Raw genomic sequence first — 17,450 nt, forward strand, 5'->3', positions numbered from 1 at the left:
ACCGCCCGAAGGCGGTTTCAAACAAGAAGAGTTTTACTTCATTTTGCTCTCAACGAAAGCCAGAATTTCTTCCATCAAGCTGTCGTCTACTTTCTTCAAGTTAAGAGCAAGGTTGTTACCTTTACGGCTGTAGCTTGCACGACCTTTAACTAAATCGACTTTTTCTGCTTTCTTAGCCGGCTTCGCAGGCGCTAATTCTGCAATCCAGCTTTCGATGCTTTCTGTCACTTCTTTAGTAAGACGGGCGACACCTTGAGCTGTACTGCGCTGCCACAAATAACCTTCCGACGTACGACATTTATCCAACAAGTTTTGTTGTTGTTCGCCGTTCAACGTCGAGAATTGCTTATGCAGCTTAACAATCGTTGGACGACCTAAATCACCAACATTCGGGTAAGCTTGCAGAAGTTCAAGTGGAAGTGCAGCGGCTTTTAACGCGCCACTCACCAATGCTTCACTGCACTGGAACATTTTTGCCAACGCTTTTTGGTCTTCAGCTTCGCCACTTTCAAGCTTCGCCTGCATCTCTTTACCTTTTTCGTATAGAGACAGTGGCTTGTGCGCGTTTGCAACATCAGAAAGGAACTTCGCGTGGTCTGTGTTGATGCCGTCACCAACGTAAACCAAGAAATCCTGACCTGCTAAGATACAAGACATACGACGGCGGCTACCGTCTAATACTTCAATCTTGCCATCTTCAGTACGACGACCAACCGCTGGATATTGTTGACCACGTTCTTTCAACGTCACCAACACATCCGATAGAGCGTGTTCGTTTAGGAAAGATTGCTCACGAGCGTTCTCTGCAAATACGCTAGTGTCTGTCGCCACTTTATCTGCAGGAATTCGTACCAATTCAAATTGAACCGTACTCTCACCAGCGACAGCAAGTTCGATGGTTTGTGCTTTGTCTTTTGCTGCCGTTTGCGCTTCTTGAGGTGTCGCAACACGACGCTTATTGGTTTTACCAAATAATTTCGCGTTTAATTCTGACGTTTTCAATGCCATTTATTCATTACCCCTGATTCAGTGACGGCCAGTTAGAGTGCAGTACGCGCTCTAGTTCTAGTGCACTTTTATGTACCGCATCTTGTGCAGTCGCGAGTGTTTTCTTACCACCTTCGAAGTCGCCTACGGTTAAGTCAAACACGGTGCTGTAGGTGTCAGCACAGGTTTCGAATGCGCGACTACGAGGAATGGTGGCCATCATAACTTGGTCACCTAGAAGATAGTTCATTTCAGTTAGAACAGAAACTTGCTTCTTGTTGTCGTCTTCAAACATGGTAGGCATCAAACGAACAAACTCAAGACCATTCCAATCCTCTGGGAACATCTCGTAAACCGTTGGAAGGTGTTGGAAGAAGTTTACTGTAGAAGCCCAGTCAAGACGCTTCGCAGCACAAGGAATCAAAAGCGCGTTTGATGCGTACATTGCATTCCATACTAGCGGGTCAACGTGTGGACCGGTATCAATCATGATCACGTCGAAGTCATTCGCGATCTTGTCAATCAACTGCTCTTTCAACAGACGAACGATATCTAGCGATGGGTCTTCAGAGAGTGTTTGCCACGCTTCTGCGTTGAACATTGCGTCTTCTGGGAAAGCAGAAATCGACTTCAAGTTCGGGTATTGCGTTGGCAACAACACGTTCTTGTGTAGAAAATCACGATCGATTTCAACGCCATCTGGCACGTTACCAAGCATGATATCAACCGCTGAATAGATGTTGTCGTGCTCTGCCACACTGATTTGTGGGTTCAAGAACAGACGCAGAGAGCCTTGAGGGTCAAGGTCAATCAAACAAATGCGGTAACGCTTATCTAGGTTTAGCGCCAGACATGCCGCTAAGTGAACCGCTGTCATGGACTTACCCGTACCACCCTTTTGGTTTTGTACGTTAATTATCCACGGTTTGTTTTCAGAATTCTTTTTACGTTCATGGAATTTAGGCACTTCTGCCGCATCCATTAGCATGTGCGCTTCTTCAAGCGTGATTGAATAATGGTTGGCATTATTCTTTGTAAATTGATGACCTTCCGCTTCCATCTTACCGATAGCGTCGTCCAGCTTACGGCGAGTCAAACCTGAGCGGGTTTCCATCATTGCCTTAGACATTGGTGGGAAGTAGTTGTCACTACGCTCTTCCAAAACAATCTCAATACGGTCAGCTTGAACTTGTTGGGTAAGTTCCGCTAACTCTTGGAGATTTTCAATCGTTGTTTCTCTTTTCATGCCAAATTCCGTAGGAAGGATATCTCTTTTTAATTGTACAGCACTGCAATCCTAAAACAACAAAAAGGTGCACAAACATTTTGAATGACCATCACATAAAAAATACTCACAAACGCCTGTTTTATGATTTCACCTTAAAAACATCACAAAATTTAATCAAATCTATGCGAATAAAATGCTTCAAACCTTGAAAGAATAAAATTGTCACACTGTCACGTATTTACAATGTAAATCTAACGTTTTTCCGGAACGATTATAAAAAGGCACTAAATTACGGGTCGAGTGAGATGAATCTAGTGTTTGATGGAGGCTCAGCGTTTTAATTTGAAAATACAAGGAAAACCAGCCTTGATCATGCGTCCAGTATGTTTAGGCATGTAAAACTGCGATATTAAACGGAAGTATGATCAAGGAGTCTTCATGATCATACTTCCGGTAAGAACAGAAAATACGAAAGCATGATCAAGGAAGATATGCGTCCTTGTACGCCGCACATCGATTTTTCAATGCGATCAATTTACTGGAAAAATGATCAAGTGTGTTTTGTCCTCGGAAGCATGATTTTTCACGGTCAATTTACGGCTGAATGCAGATAGACTGGGGGATAGAGGCAAAATCAGAGATAAAAACGTGGAACGATGAAAATAAATCGAAAACAAAATGTAGAACGCGATATCATGATCATGCTTCCGCCAATTTCTAGATAGCAACAAGGAACAAGGCGGCTAGCTTAAAACTGAGGAATATTTCAGCATTTGCGTAAATTGTATTCACAGTTCATTGCAGAACGATGGAAAGCGACGCTCTTGATCATTGATCCGAAGGTCAAACACCCTTGCTTTACAACAAATCAGAACAAACTTTTCCAAGCCTTCACGGTATTTCTGTGGATAAGTTGTACAAACATCATGATCATCGTTTCAGGACCTTTTTGATCATCTTTTCAGAAACTTAATGATCATGCTTACGAGACTTTGTGATCATGCTTTCAGGGATTTGTTGATCATCGTTTCGGAATGTTCATGATCATAGTTCCAGAGTGCCACTTCAAAATACCCCTTTAAAACAGCAACTTACGCAAGAAAAATCTTCAGATCATTAGATCATATAAACAATAAGATCAGATTAATCAAAAAGATCAGTTATTTAAAAAATAAAGATTTTTTCTTTATTTATGATCTGTTTTTCTTTATTCTTCGGAACCATAGCAAAACTACGGCTAGTGTGATCTGGATCTAAAATGACCGCTGATGAAAAAATTCTGATTAAAGCGCCAAGAAGCCACAAGGATGGGCACCTTTTTGAGGTACACGAATCTTCTGCAGATTGGGTAGAACAATACCAACACTTCAAAGGGGTAACCAAGAGCATTTTAGAGTTGCTTAATCTGATCTCTTTACGAGGATTCAGCAGCAAAGACGGTTTGGTATCGACAACAGAAATTGTTGAAGCAACCGACGGTCAACTGACCAGAGCCGCCTTACAACAGCGCTTACGTGCTGCAGTGAACATTGGTTTGTTTCATCAAACACCAGTACGTTTTGAAGAAGGCCTTGCTGGCAAAACCATGCTGCACAAGTTCGTCAACCCGAACCAGCTGATCTCAGCGTTAGGTGCCACCAGCTTAGTTACAGAAAAAGTTCGTCAGAGCGAAAAGCAAAAGCGTTCTAAGGCCTTGGCGCAAACTCAAGTGAACAAGCGCCTGTTGAATGAACATGGTTTGAATACCCCACCGATGATGAAGGATGAAGCGGATCAATTTGTCGTTTCTCCAACTAATTGGGCAGGGATCATCGACCAAGCCTTAGCGCCTCCACGCACTCGCAAGAGTTACCAGAAATCCATGGTTTCGATCTCTGGCACCAAAGCCGTGATTGAAACACGATCGTCGAAAAACATCATGACAGTGGACGATCTGATGACCTTGTTTGCTCTGTTTACGCTGACTGTGCAATACCATGATCATCACAAAGATCAGTACCACATGGACGCGGCGCATGTGCCCAACAAAACACCGTTGTACATTACGGATATCTTGTCATTACGTGGCAAGAAAGACAGTGGCCCTGCACGAGATTCAATCCGCGACAGTATTGATCGTATCGAGTTTACTGATTTTCAATTGCACGAGCTCACTGGCCGTTGGCTGAGTGAAAACATGCCAGAAGGCTTCAAGAGTGATCGTTTCCGTTTTCTTGCTCGAACCATCACTGCATCGGAAGAAGCACCAACAGAAGGCGCTGACGGTGAAATTCGCATTAAGCCAAACCTTTACATTCTCGTGTGGGAACCGTCGTTCTATGAAGAACTGCTTACGCGTGATTATTTCTTCTTGTTCCCGCCTGAAATTCTGAAACAACACACCTTGGTGTTCCAGTTGTACTCGTTCTTCCGTAGTCGTATGGTGCGTAGACACACCGATTGCATGTTATTGAGTGAGCTGAACCAAAAACTGGCACGAAACATCGAATGGCGTCGTTTCTCAATGGATCTGATCCGTGAGTTGAAGCGCCTGTCTGATGGCAAAGGGACGGAAGATCTTTTTGTTGTGAACTTATGGGGCTATCACTTAACGATCGAGACTATGATCGAAAATGGCAAAGTGATGGACTACCAAATCGACATCAAATGCGATGTGGAAGAAGTATTGCGTTACTCGCGTGCTCGTACGACCAACGCAGGAAAGCGTAATATGGCCCCTACGCTGCCAAACCCACTTCGTAATGAGATGGTTACGAGGCAGCAGCTAGACGAGCTCTCAGGCATCATAGACGGCGAATTTGAGCCTATTCAGCGTAAAGCTCCCTCTCCACGTGGTAATTTGGGCCGCCGAGTGAAGCAGAAAAAGCACTTAGTTGAGATCAACGCGGACGAGATAACCATTACTCTATCCAAATATACCTCTACAGAAGCTCTAGAACGCAGTATAACGGCTTTATCGGCGATGACAGGGCATTCCTATGCCTCAATCAAAGAAGAGTGTTCTGACTTCATAGACAAGCTCGATTTTTTGCGAGTAGGGGATGCCCCTCTGCCTTACGAGACGTTAAGCAAAACAGTCGAGCTGTTTAACAGCCAAAACGATGTCAAACATCTCACCATTGAGCGTCTAATCGCAGGCTTAGCCGTTCGCCGAAAAGTGTGTCGCCAGATTTTTGAGGGACACATGGATGAGATGGTATTCAGAGCACTTGATGAAATGGCGATTTAATATGAATCAAGCGGATGCTTTTTGAGTAATAAGCATGACTAATTGGTTCAGAATGTAACAATGAATTGCACTGATGGAAATCAGACCTAACTCTTACAAATCACTGACATTGCGGTTCCGAGGGCAGACTAAGATTTATCCCGAATAGACAACCTTTTGTCCTTTCTGATGATTAATAGATTGGCTCATATTGTTACATTCATTCTGAATAGACTTCGCGAGTTTCTCCTCAAGAAACTCGCTTTTTTTTATCTAAAATTCCTGTCTTGTGCATTCGCAAATTCATTCGGAACCATCAAGCAACCTTGATCATCTTTCCGGATTAATGACGTAATCCTTGATCATGCTTCCGAGTTTCATTCCAATTTAACGATCGCATCAATGCAACGTGTGACTCGATCAAGTTGCTCGCCTGCTGCTGCCACTCATTTTGATCGTGTTGCTGATTGCAGAACTCTAGCGCCAGAACGGTCAAATGCTGCAAACGTTTGAGACACCAATCCTTGATAAGAATATCGGTCATCGGCTGGCAAGCCGCTTGTTCGAGCTTTGCCCCAGTGTATTGCAGGATTTGAAAGGCTTTTTGATGGTCTTGATGCCTAGCGTGTTGAAAGACTCTTAGACAGCCATCTAGCCAACAAGCGATAGCTTTACTCTGTTCGTCCGTCAACTCTGGACCAAACACAGCAACAGGCGCTTGGTATAAGATCGCTTCTAAGCTTTCTACTTGATCATGCTTCCGATTGTCATACCAATCTGATAGTTGATCTTGCCAGGTCATCAAATCCATTAGGCTGCCTCAGTCCATTGTTTTACAAAGTGATTTGGTCCGATTTGATCATAGTCTTCGACCACAACGCTGCTGCGACTGCGGATCTCATCGGCATCTACTGAATAGTTTGGTTCACTTTCTACAAGGTTGCCAAATGGTAGATCAGGATCTGGCACTGCCGAGAGCAATAACTTAGTGTATGGATGCTGTGGGTTCTTTAAGATCGCTTGAGTGTCTCCCCATTCGACGATCTGTCCTTTATACATCACCGCGGTTTCTTCAGCGATGTAATGCGCGGTTGCCAGATCGTGAGTGATGTATAGGAACCCGATCCCCAGTTCTTGCTTCATACGTTGCATCAGATTTAGTACGCCTAAACGAATCGATACATCCAGCATCGACGTCGGTTCATCAGCAAGAATGAGCTGTGAACCTACCGCCAGAGCACGGGCGAGATTGACACGCTGACGCTGACCGCCACTGAGTTCGTGAGGGAATTTGTTGAGCGTTTCCTCTGGCAGTTCGACCAAATCCAGCAGCTCTAGCAGTTTGGCTGGGATTTCTTTGTCACTCTTCACCTGCTTATGGATCTTAAGCGGTCGTGTTAAATGGTGACGAATTGTATGGGTTGGATTTAATGAGCCAAAAGGATCTTGAAACACCATCTGAACCTTGCTGCGGTAGTCCTGAATCTCGCCGCGGGCAGTAATGTCGTTAATGTTTTTGCCGTTGAAAAGAATTTCACCATCGCTGACTGGATATACCTTGGTAATTAATCGTGCACAAGTACTTTTGCCGCAGCCGGATTCGCCCACCAGCGCAAGGGTTTTGCCTGCATAAAGATCAAAGCTTACACCTTGAAGTGCGCGAAAGGTTTCTTCTTTGGCAAAACCACCACCGACTTTGAATTCCTTGATCACGTTTTTCATTTGGATGATCGGTTCACTCATGCTGGCGCTCCTTCCGTTTGTGGCTGTTTGTGTACATCGTGAATATTTGGGAATGAAGCCCAAAGTTTTTGGGTGTATTCGTGTTGAGGATTATTACGGATTTCGTATGAGCTGTTTACTTCAACAATCTTGCCGTGGCGCATGATGGCAATGCGGTCGCACAATTGGCTCATGAGCGCTAAATCATGGGTAATAAAAAGCACAGAGAAACCAAACTCATCACGTAGTTGATAGATTTGCTGCAAGATTTCGCGCTGAACCACCACATCGAGCGCTGTGGTTGGCTCATCCATGATGATCAGCTTTGGGTTGAGGGATAGGGCTATTGCAATCACCAAACGCTGACGCATTCCTCCGGAGAACTGGTGTGGGTATTCGCCCAGACGATTTCTCGGAATGTTGACTAAGTCGAGAAGCTTCTCTGCACGGTCTTTGGCTTGCTCGTTGGTTAATCCTTTGTGGTGGCGTAATACATCGGCAAACTGTTCTTGAACGGTGAGAACGGGGTTTAGTGAGTTCATGGCACTTTGAAACACCATGGCAATCTCGCTCCAGCGCAGCGTACTTAGCTCATTGTCAGGCAGACGAAGGATATCCTTGCCTTCAAATAGAATCTGTCCCCCAGAGATAAATGCAGGCGGCTTGTGTAGACGGTTGATAGAGAAAGCTATGGAACTTTTGCCACAGCCGGACTCTCCCGCCAGACCAAATATTTCGCCCTTGCCAATATCGAAGCTTACCGATTTCACGGCATTAAAATCACCGTTGTCGGTGATGTAGTCCACGCATAAGTTTCTGATCTGAATGACGGGATCAGAATGGAATGCCTGATTCAGGTTTAGTTCACTCATAATTACACCTTACCAATACAAAAGATAATTATTATCATTATCAGGTGTGTAAGGTTTGCGAAAGATAAAACCGTCTGATCAGTGAAGTGACTCGAAAGTTGAGTGTAATAAAAAGAATTTTTTCCGTTAAGGAAGTGTGAATTTGTGGGGGAAAAATGAGAGCTGGATCAGCTCACTTTTCGTAGGGGGAATTCTTCAAATCTAAACGCTAAAAAGCGGGTTTGCAAAAACTAAATGATTAATCTATTAACGAGTTGATGAAAGGTCGAAAGGGGTCACATTTCCCTACAGTTTTTCTTACCTCTGCATTGGTGGTTTGCTATAGATTATCCATCGAAAACATGGTGTGTTCGGAGGAAATATGTCCATTAATTCTATCGACCATGAAGAGATGAGCAACATCGCTCACAAATGGGAACTCCCAGAAGAAGAAACCGTTGTGAGACCTGAGAAAATCGTGAAATCAGCCGAAGCAAGACGTCGTATTGAAGCACTTCGTGAGATCCGTGAAAGCGGCTTGAGCATCGAAGAGGCAAGGGAACTTGGCTTAATTCACTAATTCTCGCACTGCGGAATAAAACCACGGGGTAGTCATAAGGCTGCCCTTTTCATTTTTTGTTTTATAACCCATTGTTTGACTTTCTTATCCTACGTTACTAAAAATTATATCAATAGCAATATGCTTTTTGTTGACTATCAGTAGCAACGTCAGGAATACGATTATGGTTGATCAGATCCTTTTCTACGAACCCGATGAATCCCACGGTTTCCTCTCCAATTTTTGCCAAGCTCCTATCAAAGTCTCTACCCAATCTTGGCCCACTAGCGAACACTATTACCAAGCCCAAAAATTCAGTGACCTCAAACTGCAAAACAAAATCTTCTTAGCCAAAAGCCCCGACGAAGCCTTTGCTTTAAGCCGCAAATATCAGCACCTAGTAAGAGAAGATTGGGATGACGACAAACTCTCCGTGATGGCGTTTATCGTTCGTGAGAAGTTTCTGCAAAACCCTCAGCTTGCGAAACAGTTGATGCAGACCGGCAACGCGTGGCTTACCGAACATTCGCACAAAGATGCATTCTGGGGCGATGGGGGGGACGGTTCTGGAGAAAACCATTTAGGAGAGATTTTGATGAACGTACGTGCAGAGCTAAAGCATGTGAAGCCATATAACTTGGTGCGCTTTGTCGATAAAGCCAAACTGCCTACCCAATGGGGCACGTTTATCATGCATGGTTTTATCGAGAACGCGACAGGAAAAGAACATCTCGCCTTGGTGTATGGCGACCCTGCAAACACTAAAGCGCCGCTGATTCGCCTGCATTCAGAATGCTTAACTGGTGATGCGCTGTTCAGTACGCGTTGTGATTGCGGCTTCCAGCTTAACCGTGCATTGCAAAACATTGTCGAAGAAGGTTGTGGCGTGCTGCTCTACTTACGCCAAGAGGGCAGGGGAATTGGCTTAATCAATAAGATTCGTGCCTATCACTTACAAGATGAAGGCGCAGACACTGTCGAAGCCAATGAACGTCTGGGCTTTGCTACTGATATGCGTGATTACGAGTTTTGTAAGGGGATGCTGGAGCACCTTGGAATCGATAAAGTGCGTTTGATGACCAACAATCCACGTAAGCTTGCAGCGCTGAAGAAGGTGAACATCAATGTGGTTGAGCGGGTACCACTGCAAGAAGGCAATAATCCCCATAATCAACACTACCTTCAAACCAAAGCCAATAAGCTTGGCCATATGTTTGACCCCAAATTTGTCGAACAAGATTAAGCGCTCGAACAAGATTAATCATAGAGACGATATAAAAATCAAACCGCCAGCTAATCGAAGCTGGCGGTTTTTGTTACAGATTGGGCGTGAGCGGCTAGCTAGATATATTTTTTGATGATGTCGTCAAGTTTCCCGGAACTTTTTAGTTCTGCTAGGCGTTTATTGATAAAGCTCTGCTCTTTGGGGTTCATCTTAGGGGAGAAAGCGAGATAGATGGCGTAGTCTGGTATCACTGCGCTGAAAGATTGAATCTGGAAGTCGCCCATCGGCAGTTCTAAATGATGGATGTTGTACACCACGCGCGATTCCATTTCGACAAACGCGGTATCGCCAGGGGTTCGTTGTAAAACGCGATAGGCGGCCTCGTAATCTTTGACGCGCATTTCATTGACGGTACCGTTTTCAAAGAAAGGGCTGAGATTCGGGTAATCAAAGCCAAGCAGAAGCACAATTGAACGACCTTGCATGTGCTGCATATCGTTGAATTTGAATGGTGCTTTACTGCTCGATACTAATACGTGTTTTACAGTGTAAATAGGTTGTTCTGAGAGATTTTCCGATTGAACCTTCCCCCACTTTGGACTGCCGTAAGTGACCCAATTTTCTTCTCCCCCCGCTTCGAGTACCGAAATCATGCGCTTGAATGGGTAAGTGTGGTATTTCACTTCATAATCGGATTCGGCAAAGATAGCACTAACAATGTCTGTCACAATTCCTGAATGCTGTTCACCTTGCTGCTCAATTTGAAATGGTCTGGCTTGATCAGCTATCACGTAATAATTCACTTCACTTGCCATAGCGTAAGAGCTTAAGGCTATAAAACTAAAGCCTAATGTTCGTAACAGTCCTTTCATCCTAACCTCGATTATTGTCGCGACCTGACTATATTTATATTAGCGCAAGTTTAAGGGAGCGATTTCATATGGAGATAAAAGAGCGAGCTCAGCGCCGATTTAGTATCGGAAATCAATTGATGCTGGCGATTTTTGTGTTGAGTTTAATCTTTACCATAATTAGCTCTTCCATCAGTTTATATCGTGATTTCAACGATGATCTTGCTCGTCTGGATAGTGAGCTTGAGCAGGTGAAAACCAGTTACTTATCCAGTTTTTCTGCCAGTTTGTGGGTTGAAGATCGAGAGCTATTACTTACTCAGGCAGAAGGAGCAATGCGTTTACCCTCGGTGGATTATTTAAGAATTGCGACGCCAGATGAAGTGATCTTCGAACTAGGCAGCGCATTAACGGAAGATCGGATCGAGCGGCAGTGGCCCTTGCAATACGATATGGGGGTAAAAACTTATGATCTTGCTGAAGTCACAGTTCAAACGGATCTTACCCCGATCTATCAAGGGTTATGGCAAACCTTCTTTTTTCTGGTGATCGCGGAAGCGATCAAGATCTTTTTACTCATCCTAGGTGTTTTGTGGGTCACGTTTCGCTTGATGGTGAAGCCTCTAGAGCTGCTCTCTGGGGCCGTAAGCGATTTCAGCGGGGGCCATGTACCAAGCAAAGTGACATTGCCCAAACGTTGGTTCTTTGATGAAGTCAGTTTGTTGGAGCGCAAATACAACCGAAGCGTTGAGCGTGTCAGTGAACACCAATTAGAAATTGAACAAGCGCGCGATAAAGCTGAAGTCGCAAACCGAAAGAAAAGCGAATTCCTTGCCACCATGAGTCATGAGATTCGCACACCAATGAACGGCATTATTGGTATTGCTTCGTTGCTCGGAGATACCAAACTCGATGAGCAACAAAAAGACTTCGTATCCATAATCAATAGCTCTTCCAACTCGCTAATGGTGATCATAGACGACATCCTCGACTTTTCGAAAATTGAAGCGGGTAAGATTGAACTGGAAGCCACGACCTACAATCTACTCGATTTACTTCACGAGGTAGGGCGTCTTCATACCGTCAAAGCGCAGCAGAAAGGTCTACAACTGGTTTGTGATATCGACCCTCAGTTACCGTTAGAGGTGAAAGGGGATATGGGCAGACTCAAACAAGTGTTGAGCAATTTGCTCAGTAACGCATTGAAGTTCACTGAGCGTGGACACGTCAAGTTGATGGTGTCACTGGTGAGTCGGAAAACAGATATTGCCAGCGTGCATTTTCGAGTGGTGGACTCAGGCATTGGCATTGCTAAAGAAAACCAGCAAACGGTATTTGAGAAGTTTCAGCAAGCCGATGGCAGTACCACGCGTAAATACGGCGGCACTGGTTTGGGCTTAGCAATCTGCAACAGTTTAGTTGAAGTTATGGGCGGGGAAATCCGTCTGACCAGTGAACCTGGTTTAGGCAGCTACTTTGAATTCACCATTCCACTCAATATCGTCTGTGATAAGTCTATCTCTCCTCAGACGCCTAACGTGTTTGATTTTCCGAATGGGATGAGCAATGCAATTGTTGCTGAGCATATCCAAACGACCAAAGATGTGGGCAAGCCTTGGATTCTGGTCGTTGAAGACACGGCGGTGAATCAGAAAGTCGTGCGAATGATGTTAGAGAAACTTGGCATGCAGGTGAATGTCGCCGAACACGGTAAAGATGCACTTCGACAATGCCAAACTCATCAGTTCGATTTAATTCTGATGGACTGCCAAATGCCAGTCATGGACGGATTCATTGCCACTGAAAACATTCGTAAGATGGGCGAGTGGGGACAGCAAGTGCCGATCATTGCTTTAAGTGCCAATGTAATTAAAGAAGATCAACAACGCTGCTTTGATGCAGGGATGAACGAATTTGTTGCCAAACCGGTGACAAAAGAGCGCTTGCAGCAAATCTTTGAGCGATACCTACCAGAGTCATTGCAAACGCGATCGAATCCGAAACAAGCAACTTGAAATTGATCAAGTAAAGTGCGTTTCACTTCTTAAAAGTCAAATCTGTATGCTATAGTGCGCGGCTAGTATTTATTAAAGTACCTTGAGGCTGTGAATGTCGTTCAATCTATCCCTGTTACCGCCTGACGAGAAAAACAAAATCGAACTTGATAAACAAGCGTCTTTTTTGGTTTGGAAGCTTAAAGAAGCGAAATCTGGTCCAGAGGTAATAGAAGAACAGCTGTCTAAGATTAACGACGCTGACGAAAAAGTCTTTTTTCAACAGGCGGTCGATAAGTACAAACGAGTAATGGGTGTCGCATAAAGCGAACCGTGGCTCTGGTGTAAACCACAGCGGCGAATGAGGTTTCCTCCCCATTCCTTTGCAAGGTGAAAGGTAAAACTGTTCACTCTTTGCTAAAATCCTTCGCATTAAATTTGAATTTAGAGAGACATCCCGATGGGAAGAAGTTTTGAAGTGCGCAAAGCCTCTATGGCGAAAACTGCAGGCGCAAAAATTAAAGTTTATTCCAAATACGGTAAAGAAATTTACATGTGCGCGAAAAACGGTGGTGGTGATCCAGACATGAACTTGTCTCTGAAGCACCTGATCGCAAAAGCGAAAAAAGACCAAGTTCCTGCACACGTTATCGATAAAGCGATCGACAAAGCGAACGGCGGCGGTGGTGAAGACTACACACCAGCACGTTACGAAGGCTTTGGCCCTGGTGGCACAAGCGTGATCGTAGACTGTCTAACAGACAACGGTAACCGTACATTCCAAGACGTTCGCCAATGCTTTGTTAAAGTGGGTGCGAAAATTGGTGTTGAAGGTTCGGTTTCTCACATGTTCGATCACCAAGCGGTATTCCAGTTCAAAGGCGAAGATGATGAAATCATCCTAGAAACGCTAATGATGGAAGACGTGGACGTTACTGACGTTGAGCTAGAAGACGGTGTTATCACTGTATTCGCACCTCATACAGAGTTCTTCAAAACAAAAACTGCGCTTAACGGTGCATTCCCAGATCTAACGATCGACGTTGAAGAAATCACATTCGTTCCGCAAACTCACACGCCAGTAGCGGGTGAAGACGCAGAGAAATTCCAGAAGTTCCTAGACCTTCTAGATGACTGTGACGACGTTCAACAGGTATACCACAACGGCGAACTGTAATTCGGTTCTCCAGTTGTAAAAAAGGCTTCCCGAGGGAAGCCTTTTTTGATCGTGTTGTTTGTCTTTTCTATTGTGACTAGCGTTTAGGTGTTGCGGTACTTGGAGTAACACAGAGACATGATCACGCCAAAACAGATGCCTTGGGTTAGCATCGCAGTACCACCGTAGCTAAAGAACGGTAGTGGGCTGCCCATTACTGGCAACAAGCCACTTACCATGCCAGTGTTGATGAAGGCGTAAAGGAAGAAGCTCATCGCCAATGCGCCGCTCACTAAGCGACTGAAGAAGTGCTCGGATTGGCACGCTAGCAGCATCACACGCGCCGTAATGAATAAATACAACGCTAACAACACCACAAAACCAATAAAGCCCCATTCTTCTGCGTAGGTCGAAAAGATAAAGTCAGTATGGCTCTCTGGAATAAACCCTAACGTACCTTGAGTAGCATTCATCCAGCCTTTACCTTTCATGCCGCCAGAACCAATCGCAATCAATGATTGGATGATTTGGTAGCCAGAACCCAGTGGATCCGATTCAGGATGCAAGAACTGCGTTACACGGCTCTTTTGATACGCTTCCATCACAAAGAACCAAAGTATTGGTGCCAGCGTTAGAATGCTCACTAAAAAGCCGCCAATTATCTTCCAGCTCATGCCTGCAAAGAACAGCACAAACAACGCGTAAATCACGGTGAAGATAGCGCCGTCCAAGTCTGGTTGTAAGGCAATCAAGCCCGCAGGCACAAAGGTGATCAGCAAACAGAAAGCAATTTTGCGAATGTCTGGTCGCCCACCTTCTAGATGCAGCATCCACGCGATCATAATGGGAATGGAGAGCTTGATCAGCTCTGAGGGTTGAAAGCGGAAGAAGCCAATATCAAGCCAGCGCTGTGAGCCATTGGTGCTATCACCAAACAGGGCAACGGCCGCCAAGAGCGAAACCGCAACCAGATACAAATAAGGCGCTGAACGTTGATAACTGGACGCAGGAATCGACGACATGACCAAAATACACACCAGCGTCAAACCGCATCGAGCGAGGTGCTTAAAGAGCATAGCTTCATTGAATCCACTGGCACTCCAGAGAGTGAGTGAACTCAATAGCATGATCGGAATGATCGCCATCAGCAGTGGCAAATCAATCCTAGGGAAGAAACGCTTGTTCATCTTCTACAACCTAAAAACGCCCCAACGCGGGGCGAAAACAACCAGAACTCTGCGAGCTCAAACTATTCCGATGCTAAGAATCCAATTTGGAGATAACAGACACCACGCAAAGGTGTGCAAGAGAGGAGTGTGCGACGCCGCCTGTTATGGGTAAGCTGACCTGGAAAGCCGTGGGATGGATAAATACACCAGGCTGAGGTTTTACGCCACACTTTTTATAAGGTTGAAATGGAAATTGGTACAGACAGCGCAATGAAATGAGCGCGATAAGAACAAGAGTCGCCTTAAGTATTGAGCACTTAAGGCGATGGCATGATTAGGCTTGGGCTTTTTCTGGTTTGTGCGTGAAATGGTATAACGCCCACAGTACAAACAAAGTCACGGTAAGCTCCCAAGCTCGAAGGAAAGTGCTTTCCAAGCCTAACTCTTTACTGGTCATGTAGAGTTGAATCGGCAGCATGGTCGCTAATAACGCATCAGCATGAACGTCTTTGGCTGAACCTTTCGCTTTTGCCATTGATGCGGTGATCATAAAGGCAAGCAGACCTAATACGATGGTGTAGTAACCGAACGTGGACTGATGCCCAGCCATCAACAAGGTGAACACTGAAGCTAATGCACAGCCGCCCACTTGAGTTTGAAAACGGCGGTCAACCACGTCGATAAAGCTTTTGTGTGTGGTTTGCGTTGCTGCGGCAATCACAGGCACCAAACAAAACGTTGCTGAGATGATGTCGACAATCATTAAGAACGCCACACCAAGACCAATCAACGCGAGTGAAATCGCTCGGTTCTCAAACGTAACAGGCTCTTCTTCAAATGCTGGTGGTTTGCCGCCACGTTCAACAGGGAATAGAGCTACCATGGTTTTTGCGACGACCATGGTAATCAGCATCGACAGCAAGATCTCATGAATGCGCATCGGCATGTCCATGGTGGTGTGCTGAGCAAACACCACAATCAAAATCCAGTTAAAGGTTGGCATTAGCATCTGACCTTTCTTCGGCGGCGTGGTCGCTCTGCGGCGCATAAAGTCGAAGAAGAACAAGCTAATGGTCCACACCACAAACGGATGTTGTGAAAACACTTCAGTTACCACCAATGCTGTACTTGCTGCTAATAACGTAGGTAGCAAGGTGCGAAGCAGACCAAGCCAAGAGTAGTCTTTGTTCTTGGTCATGATGATGGTTGGGTACAGCGCCAGATAAACTGGAGAATCAAGGTTCAGCAGTTTGCCTAGCACCATACAAATTGTCACAGTAAGGGCGACACGCAGTGCTTCATTGCGCTCAGAACGACTTTGAAACAGGCTTTCGAAGGTCCACATGGTTCACCCCCTAGTAGATGTAGCGGAACATCGCTACCAAGTGAATCCAAGCTGAGCCAATGACATCCATTATTGGATTGCCGCTTTCAACGATCACACTTGCTCGTGAACCAGAAATCATAGAAGGATCCAACTCGTTAACTGTAATGCGAGTACGCACTTTCTGTTGCTCACGGATCCAGCGAGTATCATTGGTCACGCTAGAAAGCTGCCCATTAGCATTGTTGGTATCGTAAATCGCACGCTCTTGGCTGCTGACTTCACCAGTAAATACTTTGCCTGGTAGCGCATCGAAGGACACCAACACTTCGCGACCATTAGTTAGCTTATCAATGCCTTTTTCGTTGAAGTCCGCACTGATCCACGCATGAGCTTCGTCCACCAGCAGCAACGAAGCTGTGCCTTGTGTGATGTAGCTGCCTGATTGCAGTTGCAAGTTCGTTACCACGCCTTCAGTTTGCGCCACGATTTGGGTATGGCTTAAGTCGAGCTCCGCACTGGCAAGTTTTGTTTCTGCCAATTCAATAGCCGCTGTGCGGTCTTGAGTAGAAAGCTCTGCCTCAATGCGTTTCACTTCTGCGTTCGCTGCTTCAACCGCGCTGCTGGCGACTTGTGTATTGGTGATCGCGTCATCAAGTTCTTGCTCAGTTGCCAGCCCTTTGTTGCGCAGTTTTTGGTTACGCGTCAGTTTTTGCTTCGCGTTGTGGTATTCGAACTCGCGTTGGCTTTGGGTTTGTTTCGCTGCTGCCAATTGTTGCCATTTCGCGGAATCTGATTCACGCGCTTGGCGCAGTTCGGCTTTCGCTTGTGCCACTTTCAATTGGTAGCTGCTGGCATCGATAGCAAACAGAGGCTGACCTTTTTCAACCAATTCACCGTTATTCACCATCACATCCGTAATCACGCCAGATACCTCCGGCGCAATGGTTGCGACGTTACGATGCAGTGTCGCTTGGGTGGTGAAAGGGGAAACATTGTCTGAGGTGACTAAAAAAGTGGAGAACAAAGCTGCCGCTGAAAAAACAGTGTATATCGCGTATTTATAAAAATTTTCTTTCACGTCTGTACCTAGTATTCATTCGTTATTACGCGCCGCGTTCACGGCATATTCGGGTCTCTTTTCTACGTGGGCTAGGTTATACTTATCTAAAATTG

Annotated in this window: 15 protein-coding genes; 6 read left to right on the top strand and 9 right to left on the bottom strand. The window is 45.2% G+C overall.

Annotation, left to right across the window (positions count from 1 at the left end; translation table 11 throughout):
- Positions 1-33: 33 nt before the first annotated feature.
- Positions 34-1,008, bottom strand: coding sequence for a ParB/RepB/Spo0J family partition protein (locus KIV40_RS17800; protein ID WP_005428915.1), 975 nt, complete (start codon positions 1,006-1,008; stop codon positions 34-36).
- A 7-nt stretch (positions 1,009-1,015) separates the two neighbouring features.
- On the bottom strand, positions 1,016-2,233 hold the full coding sequence (locus tag KIV40_RS17805) for an AAA family ATPase (RefSeq protein ID WP_285350519.1): 1,218 nt from the start codon (positions 2,231-2,233) through the stop codon (positions 1,016-1,018).
- Between the two features lie 1,240 nt (positions 2,234-3,473).
- Between KIV40_RS17805 and KIV40_RS17810 the strand changes: the two genes are divergently transcribed.
- The gene (locus KIV40_RS17810) at positions 3,474-5,444 is read left to right on the top strand and encodes a replication initiator protein RctB domain-containing protein (RefSeq protein WP_285350520.1); all 1,971 of its coding nucleotides are present in this window, start codon (positions 3,474-3,476) and stop codon (positions 5,442-5,444) included.
- A 322-nt stretch (positions 5,445-5,766) separates the two neighbouring features.
- On the opposite strand, the gene KIV40_RS17815 is transcribed toward KIV40_RS17810, so the two are convergent.
- From KIV40_RS17815 to KIV40_RS17825, 3 genes are read right to left on the bottom strand one after another with little or no spacing between them, the layout of a single operon-like run.
- Entirely contained in the window at positions 5,767-6,234 is a 468-nt protein-coding gene (locus KIV40_RS17815) for a transcriptional regulator (RefSeq protein ID WP_255902346.1), read from the bottom strand.
- Entirely contained in the window at positions 6,234-7,166 is a 933-nt protein-coding gene (locus KIV40_RS17820) for an ATP-binding cassette domain-containing protein (RefSeq protein WP_285350522.1), read from the bottom strand. Before KIV40_RS17820 ends, KIV40_RS17815 begins: the two co-directional genes overlap by 1 nt.
- Complete coding sequence (locus KIV40_RS17825; protein WP_285350523.1) at positions 7,163-8,017, bottom strand: ABC transporter ATP-binding protein; 855 nt, start codon at positions 8,015-8,017, stop codon at positions 7,163-7,165. Before KIV40_RS17825 ends, KIV40_RS17820 begins: the two co-directional genes overlap by 4 nt.
- Before the next feature lie 361 nt (positions 8,018-8,378).
- Here KIV40_RS17825 and KIV40_RS17830 point away from each other — a divergent pair, with 361 nt between their 5' ends.
- Together KIV40_RS17830 and ribA are read left to right on the top strand one after the other, a co-directional pair.
- Positions 8,379-8,576, top strand: a complete 198-nt coding sequence (locus KIV40_RS17830) for a hypothetical protein (RefSeq protein WP_005428900.1) — start codon at positions 8,379-8,381, stop codon at positions 8,574-8,576.
- 163 nt (positions 8,577-8,739) lie between these two features.
- A complete protein-coding gene (ribA, locus tag KIV40_RS17835; protein ID WP_079401581.1) occupies positions 8,740-9,798 on the top strand; it encodes a GTP cyclohydrolase II in 1,059 nt (352 codons plus the stop codon).
- Between the two features lie 98 nt (positions 9,799-9,896).
- On the opposite strand, the gene KIV40_RS17840 is transcribed toward ribA, so the two are convergent.
- Positions 9,897-10,652 (bottom strand): ABC transporter substrate-binding protein, encoded by a 756-nt coding sequence (locus tag KIV40_RS17840; RefSeq protein ID WP_285350524.1) that lies wholly within the window; start codon positions 10,650-10,652, stop codon positions 9,897-9,899.
- Between the two features lie 68 nt (positions 10,653-10,720).
- Here KIV40_RS17840 and KIV40_RS17845 point away from each other — a divergent pair, with 68 nt between their 5' ends.
- The 3 genes from KIV40_RS17845 to KIV40_RS17855 all read left to right on the top strand — a co-directional run bounded on the left by KIV40_RS17845 (position 10,721) and on the right by KIV40_RS17855 (position 13,802).
- A complete protein-coding gene (locus KIV40_RS17845; protein WP_285350525.1) occupies positions 10,721-12,646 on the top strand; it encodes an ATP-binding protein in 1,926 nt (641 codons plus the stop codon).
- A gap of 94 nt (positions 12,647-12,740) precedes the next feature.
- The gene (locus tag KIV40_RS17850; RefSeq protein ID WP_005428896.1) at positions 12,741-12,950 is read left to right on the top strand and encodes a DUF3283 family protein; all 210 of its coding nucleotides are present in this window, start codon (positions 12,741-12,743) and stop codon (positions 12,948-12,950) included.
- Positions 12,951-13,085: 135 nt separating this feature from the next.
- Complete coding sequence (locus KIV40_RS17855; RefSeq protein WP_005428886.1) at positions 13,086-13,802, top strand: YebC/PmpR family DNA-binding transcriptional regulator; 717 nt, start codon at positions 13,086-13,088, stop codon at positions 13,800-13,802.
- A gap of 83 nt (positions 13,803-13,885) precedes the next feature.
- Here KIV40_RS17855 and rodA read toward each other — a convergent pair whose 3' ends face one another.
- From rodA to KIV40_RS17870, 3 genes are all read right to left on the bottom strand, one after another.
- Positions 13,886-14,968, bottom strand: a complete 1,083-nt coding sequence (gene rodA / locus KIV40_RS17860; protein WP_012130346.1) for a rod shape-determining protein RodA — start codon at positions 14,966-14,968, stop codon at positions 13,886-13,888.
- 316 nt (positions 14,969-15,284) lie between these two features.
- The gene (locus KIV40_RS17865) at positions 15,285-16,295 is read right to left on the bottom strand and encodes a DUF2955 domain-containing protein (protein ID WP_285350526.1); all 1,011 of its coding nucleotides are present in this window, start codon (positions 16,293-16,295) and stop codon (positions 15,285-15,287) included.
- A 10-nt stretch (positions 16,296-16,305) separates the two neighbouring features.
- Complete coding sequence (locus tag KIV40_RS17870; RefSeq protein WP_012130343.1) at positions 16,306-17,355, bottom strand: HlyD family secretion protein; 1,050 nt, start codon at positions 17,353-17,355, stop codon at positions 16,306-16,308.
- Positions 17,356-17,450: the final 95 nt, after the last annotated feature.

It is taken from the genome of Vibrio sp. D173a (assembly GCF_030248475.1).

Bases quoted from the DNA above. Each gene is read 5' to 3' on its own strand.
- KIV40_RS17800 (WP_005428915.1), bottom strand. From the start codon at position 1,008: ATGGCATTGAAAACGTCAGAATTAAACGCGAAATTATTTGGTAAAACC.
- KIV40_RS17805 (WP_285350519.1), bottom strand. From the start codon at position 2,233: ATGAAAAGAGAAACAACGATTGAAAATCTCCAAGAGTTAGCGGAACTT.
- KIV40_RS17810 (WP_285350520.1), top strand. From the start codon at position 3,474: ATGACCGCTGATGAAAAAATTCTGATTAAAGCGCCAAGAAGCCACAAG.
- KIV40_RS17815 (WP_255902346.1), bottom strand. From the start codon at position 6,234: ATGGATTTGATGACCTGGCAAGATCAACTATCAGATTGGTATGACAAT.
- KIV40_RS17820 (WP_285350522.1), bottom strand. From the start codon at position 7,166: ATGAGTGAACCGATCATCCAAATGAAAAACGTGATCAAGGAATTCAAA.
- KIV40_RS17825 (WP_285350523.1), bottom strand. From the start codon at position 8,017: ATGAGTGAACTAAACCTGAATCAGGCATTCCATTCTGATCCCGTCATT.
- KIV40_RS17830 (WP_005428900.1), top strand. From the start codon at position 8,379: ATGTCCATTAATTCTATCGACCATGAAGAGATGAGCAACATCGCTCAC.
- ribA (WP_079401581.1), top strand. From the start codon at position 8,740: ATGGTTGATCAGATCCTTTTCTACGAACCCGATGAATCCCACGGTTTC.
- KIV40_RS17840 (WP_285350524.1), bottom strand. From the start codon at position 10,652: ATGAAAGGACTGTTACGAACATTAGGCTTTAGTTTTATAGCCTTAAGC.
- KIV40_RS17845 (WP_285350525.1), top strand. From the start codon at position 10,721: ATGGAGATAAAAGAGCGAGCTCAGCGCCGATTTAGTATCGGAAATCAA.
- KIV40_RS17850 (WP_005428896.1), top strand. From the start codon at position 12,741: ATGTCGTTCAATCTATCCCTGTTACCGCCTGACGAGAAAAACAAAATC.
- KIV40_RS17855 (WP_005428886.1), top strand. From the start codon at position 13,086: ATGGGAAGAAGTTTTGAAGTGCGCAAAGCCTCTATGGCGAAAACTGCA.
- rodA (WP_012130346.1), bottom strand. From the start codon at position 14,968: ATGAACAAGCGTTTCTTCCCTAGGATTGATTTGCCACTGCTGATGGCG.
- KIV40_RS17865 (WP_285350526.1), bottom strand. From the start codon at position 16,295: ATGTGGACCTTCGAAAGCCTGTTTCAAAGTCGTTCTGAGCGCAATGAA.